Origin of the sequence: Novosphingobium sp. CCH12-A3, assembly GCF_001556015.1 — a bacterium.
Taxonomy (GTDB): Bacteria; Pseudomonadota; Alphaproteobacteria; order Sphingomonadales; family Sphingomonadaceae; genus Novosphingobium; species Novosphingobium subterraneum.
The window spans coordinates 1-12201 of sequence record NZ_LSIA01000259.1 but is presented as its reverse complement, the minus strand read 5'-3'; the positions used below and the strand labels follow the sequence as shown (position 1 = coordinate 12201).

Sequence of the window (12201 nt, the reverse complement as noted above, 5' to 3'; positions counted from 1 at the left end):
AGGGGCGGGAGCCATGACTAACAGCGTCACGCCCAAGCTGCGAAACGATGCCACTGCCCTTGCGCGCTGGCTGTTCATTGTCGCCTTCATGGTCCTCGCCATCGTCGTGGTCGGCGGCATTACCCGCCTCACCGAATCGGGTGTCTCGATCACCGAGTGGAAGCCGGTCAGCGGCACCCTGCCGCCGATTACCGAGGCGCAATGGCAGGCCGAATTCGACGCCTATCGCGCCACGCCGCAGTACCAGCTGGTCAACGGTCCGGCGGGCATGACGCTCGAGACCTACAAGTTCATCTTCTTCTGGGAATGGGTCCACCGCCTGCTCGCCCGCACCATCGGCCTCGTGTTTGCAGCGCCGCTCGCGTGGTTCTGGATCAAGCGGCGCATCCCTGAAGGCTACAAGCCCCGCCTGCTCGCGCTGCTGGCACTGGGCGCACTGCAGGGTGCGGTCGGCTGGTGGATGGTCAAGTCGGGCATCGTCAACGACGTCAAGGTTAGCCACTTCCGCCTCGCCACGCACCTGCTGGTCGCGCTGTTCACGCTTGCAGGCCTCGTGTGGACCGCGCTTGATCTGATCGCGCTCGGCAAGGGCGAGGCACGCTCGCGCCTGCATGGGATCGGGCTGCTTGCGCTTGTCATGCTGGTGCTGCAACTGTTCTACGGCGCGCTGGTAGCGGGCCTGCGCGCAGGCACTTCGGCCGGCGGCGGCTGGTTCAACTGGGACGCCTGGCCGCTGATGCAGGGCAAGGTCTATCCCGATGGCATCGACTGGGCACTGGGCGCAGGCCACGCGCTGTTGTCCGATCCGTTCCTCGTCCACTTCATCCACCGCTGGTGGGCTTGGGGCCTGGTCGCCGTGCTGGTCGTTGTCGCACGAAAGCTGCGCAAAACGGACCGCAAGGCTTCTGTCGTCCTCCACTCGGTCTTTGGCACACAGGTCCTGCTCGGCATCTTCACCGTGTGGAGCGGCGTCGCTCTCTGGCTCGGCGTGCTGCACCAGCTTGTCGGCGCGCTGCTCGTCGCCACGACAGTATGGTGCGCGCACATCCTCGGCCGCCCGAAACAAGGGGCGCAATGACCGCTGCGTTGATCTGGTGCCCCTTCGGCGACATCGGGAGCGCCGAGGCGGTAGCAGGTCAGCTGCTCGACGAACGCCTGATCGCCTGCGCCAACATCCTCCCCGCCATCCGCTCGCTCTATCGCTGGAACGGCGAGCGGGGGAAGGGCAGCGAAGTTGCCGTCCTGTTCAAGACCCGCGCCGACCTGCTGGATGCCGCCGTGGCGCGCCTCGAAGCTCTGCATCCCTACGATGCGCCCGCGATCTCCGGGTGGCGCTGCGATGCGGCAGGAGTGGCCACGCTGGGTTGGCTGGAGGCGGATTGCGGGTTACGCAAGCCGTAGCGGTATTATTTTACCTCTCCGAAAACCCGCAGTTTGCTTGACTCTTGCGGGCATTTGCAACAAAGGCGCGCTTCCTTCGTCGTGAAGAAGCGGATTCCCGCCCGGATCGACGCACCGAATATCCAGGGAACCCGTAGCCATGAAGGCTCTCAGCAAGGTCACCCGGTCGATCAAGCCGGCCGAGGTGGAGAAGAACTGGCATCTGATCGATGCCGAAGGCATGGTTGTCGGCCGTCTCGCCGTCGTCATTGCCAACCATCTGCGCGGCAAGCACAAGCCGAGCTACACCCCGCACGTCGATTGCGGCGATCACGTTGTCGTGATCAACGCCGACAAGGTCAAGTTCACCGGCAACAAGCTGAAGAACAAGACCTACTACAAGCACACCGGCTATGCCGGCGGCATCAAGGAAGTCACCGCGGACAAGGTCCTCGGTGGTCGCTTCCCCGAGCGCGTGCTTGAAAAGGCGGTTGAGCGCATGATCCCCCGCGGCCCGCTCGGCCGTGCGCAGATGCGTGCCCTTCACCTCTATGCCGGTGCCGAGCACCCGCATGGCGGCACCCAGCCGGTGGCGCTCGACGTCGCCTCGATGAACCGCAAGAACAAGGTGGGTGCATAATCATGGCCGAAACCGAAAACACCGTGTCGAGCCTCGCCGACCTCAAGGACCTGACCGCTGCTGCTCCCGTGGCTGCCGCTCCGGCCGAGGCTGGTGAAGCCGCTCCTGTCCGCACCGGCCCCGCTGCCGTGATCCGCGCTCGCGAAGTCGATGCGCAGGGCCGTTCGTATGCCACCGGCCGCCGCAAGGACGCCGTGGCCCGCGTGTGGCTCAAGCCCGGCTCGGGCAAGGTCACTGTCAACGGCCGTGACCAGGAAGTTTACTTCGCCCGTCCGACTCTGCGTCTGGTGATCAACCAGCCCTTCGAAGTCGCCGGTCGCGAAGGCCAGTACGACATCGTCTGCACCGTCAAGGGCGGTGGCCTCTCGGGCCAGGCCGGCGCGGTCAAGCACGGCATCGCCCAGGCGCTGTCGAAGTTCGAACCCGAACTGCGCAGCGCCGTGAAGGCTGCCGGCTTCCTGACCCGCGACCCGCGCGTCGTCGAGCGTAAGAAGTACGGCAAGGCCAAGGCCCGCCGCAGCTTCCAGTTCTCGAAGCGCTAATCGCGCTTCGGCGGGCAGTTCTCGAAGCACCGATCGCGCTTCGGCTGCAAGGCAGAACAGAAACAAGGGGTTGGCTTCCGGGCCAGCCCCTTTTTTCTTGCCTGCAGCATTCCACCGTCGCATCGCATGCGCGGACGAGAGGAGACCTTGCGCGATGATCAGGCTGCCGCGCCCCGCAGCATGGGGGCAGTTGCGCTTCGGCGGACGCCTCGGCTGGGCGCGTGGCGCTGTGGGTGCGCTCTTCGGCGTGGCGCTGGCAGCAGTGGCCGGCAAACTTCTCCCCGGCACTCCGCAGTCGCCATGGATCGTCGCGCCTGTCGGTGCATCCGCGGTGCTGGTCTTCGCGGTTCCTGCCAGCCCTCTCGCGCAGCCATGGTCAGTCCTCGGCGGAAGCATGGTTGCTGTGCTAACCGGCCTTGCCGCAGGCCATCTGGTCGGCGATCCGCTGACTGCGGTAGGCCTCGCGGTGGGCATGGCGATCGCCACGATGACACTGGCCCGTTGCCTTCACCCACCCGGCGGCGCCTGTGCCATCCTCGGCGCGCTTGCGGCAACTAACCCTGCCAGTAGCGCAATCGGGCTTCTTCTGCCGCTCCTCGCCAATCTGCTGGGACTGGTCTTCGCAGGGTGGCTCTATAACAACTTCACTGGCCACCCATGGCCGCACATTCCGCTTCAGGCCCCACCCATGCCAAAGGGCACATGGGCAGGCACATACGAGCGTGCGGACCTCGATGCCGTCCTGGAAGATTGGGACGAAGTGCTCGACGTCGCTCCGGAAGATCTCGACGCGCTGTTCCGCGCGGTCGAACGCCGCGTGCTGCGACGCTGGGAGGATGATCACAAGTAGGCGTCAGAACAGGCTGGGCTGTTCCGGCTTGCGCGGCGCCGACGGAGCGGGCGCGTTCTCCTCTACCTCTATTTCCACCATCGCCGCGTCGGCATAGGGCCGCTGCATCGCCACCGCCGCATCGCCTTGGGCGGTCAGCCACTGGTGTGCGGCTTCCGCCGTGCCGAGGATGACGGGCATCGCCTTGGGATGGACCCGCCCGACCACGGCATTGGCCTCGCAGGTAAGGAAGGCAAAGCGCGGCCCCTCCGCTGTCGGACGCCACAGCCCTGCGAAGGCGAACAACTCCTGCTCCTTCAGGGCGAACCAGTGCTTGCGCTTGCGTCCCGTGTCCGGGTCCGGCGTCTGCGACCACTCCGAGAAGGCCGTGACGGGTACGAGGCAGCGCCGGTTCGGGTCCTCCAGCGCTGCCCGCCACATTGGCGAAGCGAGGTTGCGGATATTGGTCACCGGGCGCTTCACTTCGCCGAACGGCGGCCAGCCCCAGCGCATCGTGCCCAGCCTGCGCGTCGGCCCGCGCGCGATCAGCACGGGCGCTTCGGTATCGGGGTAGATCTCTGAAAAGGCGGGCAGATTGACCTGCGCATTGGCCACTGGCGCGAACATCTGCGCGATGGCTTGCACGTTGCTGGTCATGCGATACAAGTTGCACATAACAACCAGATATGTGCGGGAGAGCGCCATGGCCACCCATTTGCGGCCGAATATCGAATGCAGCGACGCTGAATGGCATGCCCGGCAGGAACTCGCCGCCTGCTATCGCATCTACGACCACCTGGGCTGGTCCGAATCGATCTACAACCACATCTCGCTGAAAGTGCCTGATCAGGAAGGCGCGTTCCTGATCAACCCGTTCGGCCTGCTCTACAGCGAGGTCACTGCCTCGAACCTCGTCAAGATCGACATCGACGGCAACAAGCTGGATGACAGCCCCTATCCGGTCAACCAGGCGGGCTTCACCCAGCACGCCTACTTCCACCGCCACCTGCCTTGGGCCCACGCGATCAGCCACGTCCACACGACCGAGACGATGGCGGTGTGCAGCCTCGAAGAAGGGCTGATGCCGATCAACTTCTACGCCTGCAACTTCATCGGCCAGCTCGCCTACCACGATTTCGAGGGCGTCACCGTCCGCGCCGAGGAGGGCGAGCGCCTGCTGGCCAACCTTGGCGACAAGCGCGTGCTGATGCTGCGCAACCACGGCCCGGTGGTGCTGGCCCAGACACTGCAGCAGATGTTCATCACGCAGTGGAGCCTGCAGCGCGCCTGCGAGATCCAGATGGCGACGCTTTCGATGGGCCGCCCGCCGATCCACGTCGGTGAGGACGTGATCAAGGTCCACCAGCGCGATCTCGGCCAGGTCAATGCCGGCGGCCGCGTCGGCGAGGCGGACTTCGCCGCATGGACCCGCCGCATCGACAGGATCGACCGCAGCTGGCGGGATTGATTGAAGCGGTGGCGGCGCGCTAAGCGGAGGCTATGGCTCGCCTCACCGTCAACAACCAGCCCGTGCAGTACCGTCTCGAGGACGATACCCCGCTGCTCTGGGCGCTGCGCGATGCGGCCAATCTCACTGGCACCAAGTACGGCTGCGGCACCGGCGAATGCGGCGCCTGCATGGTCATCGTCGATGGACAGGCAATGCCCAGCTGCACCCTCTCGCTGGGCGAGGCCGAGGGCCGCAGCTTCACCACCATCGAAGGCCTGTCGGGTGATCGCTCGCACCCGGTGCAGCAGGCGCTAGTGGCCGAGCAGGCAATCCAGTGCGGCTTCTGCACGCCGGGCATCGTCATGGCTGCGGCCGCGCTGCTCACCACCAGCGCCAGCCCGACCGACGAGGACATCGGCCGCGCCATCACCAACATCTGCCGCTGCGGCGTCTATCCGCGCCTGACCCGCGCGATCCAGCGCGCCGCCCGCGTGATGCGGGGCGAGGAGACGATCAGCGCCGCTCCGCCACCGGCGATCGTGGCGCCCGGCGCAGGCTGAAGGGGTGGCGCCCTCCCCTCGCGAGGGGGGGAGGGGAGAGCGCCTGGGGTGTTTCAGAACTTCGCGCGCACCGTCAGGCGGGCATTGATCGGCTCGCCGGTGGAGATGTTGTTGTCGGTATGCGCTGAGGGGAAATAGTCGGTGTCGGTGAGGTTCTCGACATTGAGCTGGACCGACAGGTTCTCCGACAGGTCATAGAATACCGCGGCATCGATCCGCGTGAACGCCGGCAGCGTTACCGCGTTGCTGATCGTCGTGAAGCTCTTCGACTGGTGCGTCAGACCCACGCCAAGGCCCAGCTTGTCGCTCACGTCGTAGCGGGCCCACGCCGAAGCCTGGTGGCGCGGCAGCTGTGCCAGCCGCGTGCCGGGCAGAGCTGCCGTGGTCCGCGAACGCACTTCGCCGTCCTGCAGCGTATAGCCCAGGCTCACCTGCAGCTGCGGCAGCACGCGGCCGGCGAGCGAAAGCTCCACACCCTTCGCGCGGGTCTTGCCCGACAGCTCGGGGAAGCCGGTGGCCGGGTTGTTGAAGCGCGAATTTTCGCGGTCAAGCTGGTAGGCCGCTGCTGTGAAGGCGAGGTTCGGGTTCACGTCCCACTTCACGCCTGCCTCGAGGTTCTCGAACTCCTCCGGTGCCAGCGTCGCCTGCGTGGCGTCCAGCGAGCCGAACTGGTCGCCCGACTGTGGCAGGAAGGTGCGGGTAAAGCTGCCATAGAAGCTTACGTTCTCCTGCGGCTTGACGATCACGCCAAAGCGCGGCGACCACTTGCGGTCGGTGCGGCTGTTCGTCGACACCGGCGGGATGCGGTTGTCAGCGCTGATCCTGAATTCGTCGAAGCGCACCCCCGCCACGACCTGCAGGAACGAGGCCAGCTCGATCTGGTCTTGGAAGTAGGCTGACCAGGTATCGACCCGGCTGAAGGTCGAACGGCTGGGCGCGGCGAAAGTCACCGCCGGGATGGTCAGGCGCTTGGCCAGTGTCACGGTGGAGGAGCCGCTGAAGATCGGGTCGGAACGCAGGCTCGAGGTGTCCTGGCTCGAAACCTCGAGACCGGCCAGAACGGTATGGCCGATGCCGCCAGTCCGGCCTTCCCAGACAAGGTTGGTCTGCCCGACCCAGCTTTCGCGCACGTTGGCGCTGGAATAGCCCGAGAGCGTCAGCTGGTTCGAAGCGTTCACCGCGCTGCCAGCGAAGACGTTGCCGTAATACTTGTCGGTGTGGGTGTACTGGCCCAGCACGTTGAAGCTGAGGCCATCGGCCAGTTCGTGATCGAGGCGGGCCTGCGCGATGTGCGCGACAACCGTGGCAATGTTGACGTCCGAGCGGCCGAAGAAGGTATCGTCATAGCCGGTCAGCGGCTTGCCGTTTACCGAGGGCACGCCGCGGTCGGTGGTGCGGCGGTCGTCGTCATAGTTGTAGGACAACTCGATGCGGGTCTTCTCGCCGGGCTGGAAGGCCATGGTCGGGTTCACGCCGATGAAGCGGCCCTCGAAGTCCTGGCGGTGGTTGTCGAATTCCTCGTAGGTGCCGTTGAAGCGCGCGCCGACAGTCTCGGTGAGGGGCTGGTTCCAGTCGGCGGCCAGCGCAAAGGCGCCGAAGCTGTCGACATTGGCGCTGGCCTCGCCCTTAGTTCGGTCAAGGTCGGGCGTCTTGCTGACGCGATTGACCACGCCGCCACCGCCGCCACGGCCAAACAGGAGCGCATTGGCGCCCTTCAGCACTTCGACCCGCTCGATGTTGTAGAGCGAGCGGTAATACTGCGTGTCGTCGCGCAGGCCGTCGAGGTAGAAGTCGGCAGTGGTGTTCTGGCCGCGCAGGTTGATCTGGTCGCGATGGCCCTCGCCCTGGCCGAGCACCACGCCCGGAACATAGCGCAGTGCATCGCCCAGTTGGGTGATGCCCTGGTCGTCAAGCTGCTCGCGGGTAAGCACGGTGATGGTCTGCGGCACGTTGACCAGCGGGGTCGGCGTCTTCACCGCATTGGCATCGACCGGGCGATAGCCGTCGGCGGTGCCGGTCACGACGATCACGGTGTTGGTTCCATCGGCCTCCAGCGCGGCATCTGCGGGCACCAGATCTTCTGCAAAGGCGGCAGAAGGCATCAGCATGGTTCCGGCGAGCAGCAGGCTGGAAAGACGGTTCACGGTAGTCCCCTTAACGATCACGTGTTTGCGATAATCATTCGCAAGAGGGCGAGTATTGCGAGTCAATCGCACTTGCAAGGGGTTTCTTGCGAATTTTTCGCAATAACATTGACCTGCGTCAAAACGCGGGCGTTGCAGCCAGTGCTCGCGGGGTTATGAGGCTTGCATCGAACACGCAGGAGGCAGCGATGAAGGCAACGATCTGGCACAACCCCAACTGCGGCACCTCGCGCAACACCTTGGCGATGCTGCAGGATGCGGGCGCGGAAGTGACGGTGGTCGAATACCTCAAGACCCCGCCCAGTGCCGAAAAGCTCGCCCAGCTCTACCGCGATGCCGGCCTCACCCCACAGCAGGGCCTGCGCTTGCGTGGCACCGACGCCGAGGAACGCGGCCTGCCCTCAGCCGATGACGCGACGGTGCTGGCCGCCATGGCCGCCGAACCCAAGCTGATCGAGCGTCCGCTGGTGGAGACGGAAAAGGGCGTCCGCCTGTGCCGCCCGAAGGAAAGGGTGCTGGAGATATTGTAGGGGGAGCGGCGGTTGAGCCTACCCGCTCCAACCAGCCCCAAACCCCTCGTCGCCCCGTGCTCGACACGGGGCCTGGCTCCCTTCTGACGCCCCTCGCAGACTCCCGCGAATCTTGCCGCGCCTGTTGAGCCGTCATGCCGAGCGCATAATCGCAGAATGAGCGCAGCCCCATGTCGAACACCGGGCGACGGCGATCTTCCGAAGGAACCTGTCGCAACCTTGAAGGTCTTCTTGCCCAGCTTCGACAAACCCTATTGTCGCCTTGGCTGACTTGCGGCTAGCTCCCGGCCATGATCAAGTTTAACGACAGATCGGTTCGCAAGATCGTCGTCGTCGCTACTGTCTTCTTGGCCGCCGCAATCGTGCTCTACGGTGTCGGACTATTTGTTCTGGATGAATCGTACCGCCAATACAGCCGAACAACCCAACAGCGCCAGTTCGTCCTTGGCGATGAATGGCACGATGCGGATCTGAAGATCATTCGTGAGTTTGAAAAGCGCCATAGTCTCGACCCGGAAGCGAATGGCGGCTTGCGGCTGGTTCTGTCGGAATGGCCTCGCTGGCGGTACAAGATTTCGTTGGACCGTCGCTTAGATGGCACTGCCAAAGGCGCAATCTACGCGATTGCATATGATGGGACGGGGCCAGCATACGAGAGAAGCTTCTCGCTTAGCAAAGGCCAGGCAAAACTGTTCTTGGATGTGTTTGACCGGAAAGTGGGTAGGTACAGGGGCGAAGCATTCCAGTGCGTCGACGGTACAGGATTCATGTTCGAGCGATGGCGGGAGCGGGCAGTCGTCGGTGGATCCGGAAATGCGGCGTGCATGAGCCACTACGCCGATTTGATGAGTTTGGTTGCGGAGACTCTGTCCGGATCGCTGAGCGATGCACCCTTCGATTGGGGTACTTGGTTTGCGGTAAAGCGGGTTCTGGAGCTTCGTGACTAGAGCGGCGAGCGGTCACAGGCGTTGCCACTTGACCTAGATTGGGAAGTGCTAGCTCAGAAGAATAGGAACGGCTTGCCCGCCATGATCAGCGCCGCAGCGCAGCCGAGCACGATCGCCTTGCGCGCCAGTTCAGCCGCCGAGAAGTCGGCGAGGGGCACGTGGATGAGGGCGATGGTGCGGGCCATGTCCGAGCCATGCGCCCTGATTTCTTAACTTTGCGTAAAAGGTTCGCGCTGCGAGATGGATTGGCACGCAAAGACGCGAAGACGCAAAGGGGTTGCGTTTGGCCCAGAGCTTCCGCCCAGCCGAAACGTTCGCCGGCTCACGCTACAGCGCCCCCCAGCGCAACATCTTCGTGTCTTTGCGGCTTTGCGTGAGATGAACCTGCAAGGCCTTCGGTCATTCACTATTGCAGCCGTCGCACACCCACCCCCAGCCCCTCCCTCAAGGGAGGGGAGCGAGACTTATTGAGCCAAAAGCGAAATTAGTCGCAGCGGGGTGGGTTTCCGACGGCTGCAATAGAAACCTTCACCCCTCCAGCCACTCCAGCAGCGAGGCGAGGCAATCGCGCGCCAGCAGCTTCGACCGTTCCGGGCTCCAGCCCTGTTCCTTGCAGGGCAGGTCGTCGTTGTCCTTGAACGGCATTTCCAGCGTCATTGCCACGCAGCCGAAGCGGTGGGCGACCTGGTTGGTCGACATCGTCAGGTTGGCGCGGCCCGGCGCGGCGATGGGATAGCCGCGCCGCGTCTGGAAATCGGGGGTGCGGCGTTCGAGAATGCGGCGGTAGCGTTCGTAGGAGGCGCCAAGCTCGTCGGTCCACGAAGGGATGCCTTCGAATCCGGCAAGGAACACGTGCGGGATCGCCTCGTCGCCGTGCACGTCCATGGCGAAGTCAACGCCGCTCTCGTCCATGGCATTGCGGATTGCCAGCACTTCGGGCGAACGCTCCGGCGTCGGCTCGTGCCATTCGCGGTTGAGGTTCACGCCCACGGCATTGGTGCGCAAGTGCCCCCGGCACGATCCGTCCGGGTTGGCATTGGGCACCACGTGGAAGCGGCAGAGCTGGCGCAGCTTGCGGCCATGTGGGTCGGCAGGGTCGGTCAGCAGTTCGAGCGCGCCTTCCATCCACCATTCGGCCATCGATTCGCCGGGATGCTGGCGGGCATAGAGCCAGACCTGTTTCGGGCCTTCGCCGATCTCGAGGCAGTCGATCGGCTGGCCTTCGATGCTGGTGCCAAGGCAGCGATGGGTCACACCCGGCAGCGCCGCCGTTTGCGCCACCAGATCGTGATGCCGCTCCATCGAATAGGGCGCGAAATAAGCGAACCAGCATGTGCCAGCCTCGGGCGTGTGGCGGATGGTCAGCGTCCCGCCGTCCTCGCCCGGATCATAGCTGGTCTCGGTCCGGCCCCAGAACTCGCGGTCTTCGGAGAAGGCTGCCCGATACCCCGGCCAGCCACCCGGATAGGCGGAATTGCCAAGTTCGGTGATCTTCAGCTCCAGCTCACGCCCCGCAGCCCCGTCGACGCGAAAGTGGAACCATTGGAAGAACTCTGAGTCGCGGTCCTTGCGGATCGCCAGCTTCGCACGCGCGCCCGAAACCTGGAGCACTTCGATGTTGCCGGAATCGAACGCGGCATTGATGCGGATATCTGTCATTTGACAGTGATAGTATCCCCTGACGTGCCGGGGAAGCCCGAGAACAGGGCATGCGCCAGGCGAGGTGCGGCAAGCGCCGGATCGGCTTCCTTCGCCTTGGCCTTCTCGCGGTTTTCGGCACGGCCTTCCCACAGCGCCTCGCCGGTTCGGCGGTCGCGGATGCGCACCGACAGGCGCGTGACGACGTAGTCCTTCGGCCCTCCGCCCAGATTGATGCCGACACCCAGCCCCACGCCGCCGCCATAGCTGCCGGTCGATCCGCCCACGCCGACGCTCACCGGTCCGCGCTGCCTCTCTCGCTTGAGCACCTCGCGGTCGACGCGCACTTCGGCCACGGCATCGGCGGCGCCCGGCGTGGCGCTGCCAAAACCGCTGGCGAACAGTTCCTTCTGTACGGCGGCAAGCCAGACCTGATCTTCCAGGCTGGATCGGTCACTGCCCGGCGCCGCCTCGACAATCACCGCCGCGCCTTTCAGCCGGGGCAGCGTCTGCGCGGTGTGAAACCGCGTGACCTCGATCGGTGCGGGCTTGGCCATGACGGGCGTTGCCATCAGGGCAGCAAGGGCAATTGCGGCTACAAGGCGTTTCATCATTCTGCGTCCCATGATCATGGCGCAGGTGGTGCTACGCCGCGGATTTCACCGCAATGCCAATTGGCACACCTGCTCCAGTCAGCTCGCCGGAACCACCTGCGCATCGGCAAATTTCGCGAACAGCGCCGAGGCCAGCCTTGCCGCAACTGCGCCATTGTTCAGGCCATCGTCGTCCTCGCGCGTCTGCGCTTCGGCGTGGCCTTCCCACAGCACGCGATTGCTCGCCTTGTCGCGGATGCGCACGTCGAGCCGGGTGGCGACGATTGCCTTCTTCGCCTTGGTCAGGTCGATGTTGAGCGCCATCGCGGTGTAGTTGCCGCGATTGGAAACGCCCACCTCCATCGCGCCCGAAACCGGCTTGCGCTTGGCTTCCTCGGGCACGACCTGCTCGTGGCGAATGCCGATCTGCGCGATCTGTCCGCCTTCCGCGCCGTTCACGGCCGTTTCGTAGCCGAGCTTGGCCAACTGATCGACGACGGCGGCTTCATAGACCGGCAGCTTCCATTCGGCCTCGGCGCCTTCGGCAGCGGCGACGGTGATCGGCCCCTTGCCCAGAAGAGATGCCGCATCGGCTGCCTGGAACGCCTCGACCTCGACCTTGCGCGAAGGCTCGGCACTCTGCCGCCCGTTTTGGCGCCCGATGCGCTGGTCCATCGGCTGGTCCCACCGTCCCCCCGGCGGCATGGCTTGGGCAAACGCGCTGGAGCTTGCCGCAAGGAATGCGACGGCAGACAAGATCGGTTTGGCTTTCATTCGTAATTTTCCCGTAAGGGGTGAGGCGCGACCCGGCCGGACGTGTAAATCGCCCGCGCTGTCGCAACCATGAACGCGCGGGAGCAACGAAACCTGCGCCAGAGCGGAGCGAATTGCCAATGTCGAAGGTTCCCGTTCTCGTCACCGGCGGCGCAGGCTACATCGGCGCCCACG

15 protein-coding genes are annotated in these 12201 nt (G+C 64.8%); 9 read left to right on the top strand and 6 right to left on the bottom strand.

The annotated features are described in order from the left end of the window. Nucleotides 1-13: 13 nt before the first annotated feature. The 5 genes from AX703_RS21050 to AX703_RS21030 all read left to right on the top strand — a co-directional run bounded on the left by AX703_RS21050 (nucleotide 14) and on the right by AX703_RS21030 (nucleotide 3412). A complete protein-coding gene (locus AX703_RS21050; RefSeq protein WP_062346965.1) occupies nucleotides 14-1078 on the top strand; it encodes a COX15/CtaA family protein in 1065 nt (354 codons plus the stop codon). Beyond that, the gene (gene cutA / locus AX703_RS21045; protein ID WP_062346963.1) at nucleotides 1075-1401 is read left to right on the top strand and encodes a divalent-cation tolerance protein CutA; all 327 of its coding nucleotides are present in this window, start codon (nucleotides 1075-1077) and stop codon (nucleotides 1399-1401) included. Before AX703_RS21050 ends, cutA begins: the two co-directional genes overlap by 4 nt. A gap of 139 nt (nucleotides 1402-1540) precedes the next feature. Continuing rightward, nucleotides 1541-2020 (top strand): 50S ribosomal protein L13, encoded by a 480-nt coding sequence (gene rplM / locus AX703_RS21040; protein WP_039332974.1) that lies wholly within the window; start codon nucleotides 1541-1543, stop codon nucleotides 2018-2020. A gap of 2 nt (nucleotides 2021-2022) precedes the next feature. Next, a complete protein-coding gene (rpsI, locus tag AX703_RS21035) occupies nucleotides 2023-2562 on the top strand; it encodes a 30S ribosomal protein S9 (protein WP_039332972.1) in 540 nt (179 codons plus the stop codon). A 154-nt stretch (nucleotides 2563-2716) separates the two neighbouring features. Beyond that, nucleotides 2717-3412 carry an HPP family protein gene (locus tag AX703_RS21030; protein ID WP_062346961.1) on the top strand — a complete coding sequence of 232 codons (696 nt, stop codon included), beginning with the start codon at nucleotides 2717-2719 and terminating at the stop codon, nucleotides 3410-3412. A 3-nt stretch (nucleotides 3413-3415) separates the two neighbouring features. Here the strand turns inward: AX703_RS21030 and AX703_RS21025 are convergent, their stop codons facing one another. After that, complete coding sequence (locus AX703_RS21025; RefSeq protein WP_062346973.1) at nucleotides 3416-4066, bottom strand: SOS response-associated peptidase; 651 nt, start codon at nucleotides 4064-4066, stop codon at nucleotides 3416-3418. Nucleotides 4067-4094: 28 nt separating this feature from the next. Between AX703_RS21025 and AX703_RS21020 the strand changes: the two genes are divergently transcribed. Further along, nucleotides 4095-4859, top strand: a complete 765-nt coding sequence (locus AX703_RS21020; RefSeq protein WP_062346958.1) for a class II aldolase/adducin family protein — start codon at nucleotides 4095-4097, stop codon at nucleotides 4857-4859. A 32-nt stretch (nucleotides 4860-4891) separates the two neighbouring features. Then, entirely contained in the window at nucleotides 4892-5401 is a 510-nt protein-coding gene (locus AX703_RS21015) for a (2Fe-2S)-binding protein (RefSeq protein ID WP_062346956.1), read from the top strand. A 53-nt stretch (nucleotides 5402-5454) separates the two neighbouring features. On the opposite strand, the gene AX703_RS21010 is transcribed toward AX703_RS21015, so the two are convergent. Continuing rightward, on the bottom strand, nucleotides 5455-7545 hold the full coding sequence (locus tag AX703_RS21010; RefSeq protein ID WP_231735649.1) for a TonB-dependent siderophore receptor: 2091 nt from the start codon (nucleotides 7543-7545) through the stop codon (nucleotides 5455-5457). Between the two features lie 188 nt (nucleotides 7546-7733). On the opposite strand from AX703_RS21010, the gene arsC reads away from it, so the two are divergent. Next, entirely contained in the window at nucleotides 7734-8075 is a 342-nt protein-coding gene (gene arsC / locus AX703_RS21005; RefSeq protein WP_062346969.1) for an arsenate reductase (glutaredoxin), read from the top strand. Between the two features lie 290 nt (nucleotides 8076-8365). Continuing rightward, nucleotides 8366-9022 (top strand): hypothetical protein, encoded by a 657-nt coding sequence (locus AX703_RS21000; RefSeq protein ID WP_039332961.1) that lies wholly within the window; start codon nucleotides 8366-8368, stop codon nucleotides 9020-9022. Nucleotides 9023-9075: 53 nt separating this feature from the next. On the opposite strand, the gene AX703_RS28720 is transcribed toward AX703_RS21000, so the two are convergent. From AX703_RS28720 to AX703_RS20985, 4 genes are all read right to left on the bottom strand, one after another. After that, a complete protein-coding gene (locus tag AX703_RS28720; RefSeq protein WP_255355093.1) occupies nucleotides 9076-9207 on the bottom strand; it encodes a hypothetical protein in 132 nt (43 codons plus the stop codon). A 343-nt stretch (nucleotides 9208-9550) separates the two neighbouring features. Continuing rightward, complete coding sequence (locus AX703_RS20995; protein ID WP_062346954.1) at nucleotides 9551-10681, bottom strand: M14-type cytosolic carboxypeptidase; 1131 nt, start codon at nucleotides 10679-10681, stop codon at nucleotides 9551-9553. Further along, nucleotides 10678-11271, bottom strand: a complete 594-nt coding sequence (locus AX703_RS20990; protein ID WP_062346967.1) for a DUF4136 domain-containing protein — start codon at nucleotides 11269-11271, stop codon at nucleotides 10678-10680. Before AX703_RS20990 ends, AX703_RS20995 begins: the two co-directional genes overlap by 4 nt. Before the next feature lie 81 nt (nucleotides 11272-11352). Continuing rightward, the gene (locus AX703_RS20985; protein ID WP_062346952.1) at nucleotides 11353-12027 is read right to left on the bottom strand and encodes a DUF4136 domain-containing protein; all 675 of its coding nucleotides are present in this window, start codon (nucleotides 12025-12027) and stop codon (nucleotides 11353-11355) included. Between the last annotated feature and the right edge of the window lie 174 nt (nucleotides 12028-12201).

Coding starts and splice junctions, on each gene's coding strand:
- AX703_RS21020 (WP_062346958.1), top strand. CDS start 4,095: ATGGCCACCCATTTGCGGCCGAATATCGAATGCAGCGACGCTGAATGG.
- AX703_RS20990 (WP_062346967.1), bottom strand. CDS start 11,271: ATGAAACGCCTTGTAGCCGCAATTGCCCTTGCTGCCCTGATGGCAACG.
- AX703_RS21015 (WP_062346956.1), top strand. CDS start 4,892: ATGGCTCGCCTCACCGTCAACAACCAGCCCGTGCAGTACCGTCTCGAG.
- arsC (WP_062346969.1), top strand. CDS start 7,734: ATGAAGGCAACGATCTGGCACAACCCCAACTGCGGCACCTCGCGCAAC.
- AX703_RS28720 (WP_255355093.1), bottom strand. CDS start 9,207: ATGGCCCGCACCATCGCCCTCATCCACGTGCCCCTCGCCGACTTCTCG.
- AX703_RS21000 (WP_039332961.1), top strand. CDS start 8,366: ATGATCAAGTTTAACGACAGATCGGTTCGCAAGATCGTCGTCGTCGCT.
- AX703_RS21025 (WP_062346973.1), bottom strand. CDS start 4,066: ATGTGCAACTTGTATCGCATGACCAGCAACGTGCAAGCCATCGCGCAG.
- rplM (WP_039332974.1), top strand. CDS start 1,541: ATGAAGGCTCTCAGCAAGGTCACCCGGTCGATCAAGCCGGCCGAGGTG.
- rpsI (WP_039332972.1), top strand. CDS start 2,023: ATGGCCGAAACCGAAAACACCGTGTCGAGCCTCGCCGACCTCAAGGAC.
- AX703_RS21050 (WP_062346965.1), top strand. CDS start 14: ATGACTAACAGCGTCACGCCCAAGCTGCGAAACGATGCCACTGCCCTT.
- AX703_RS20985 (WP_062346952.1), bottom strand. CDS start 12,027: ATGAAAGCCAAACCGATCTTGTCTGCCGTCGCATTCCTTGCGGCAAGC.
- AX703_RS20995 (WP_062346954.1), bottom strand. CDS start 10,681: ATGACAGATATCCGCATCAATGCCGCGTTCGATTCCGGCAACATCGAA.
- AX703_RS21030 (WP_062346961.1), top strand. CDS start 2,717: ATGATCAGGCTGCCGCGCCCCGCAGCATGGGGGCAGTTGCGCTTCGGC.
- cutA (WP_062346963.1), top strand. CDS start 1,075: ATGACCGCTGCGTTGATCTGGTGCCCCTTCGGCGACATCGGGAGCGCC.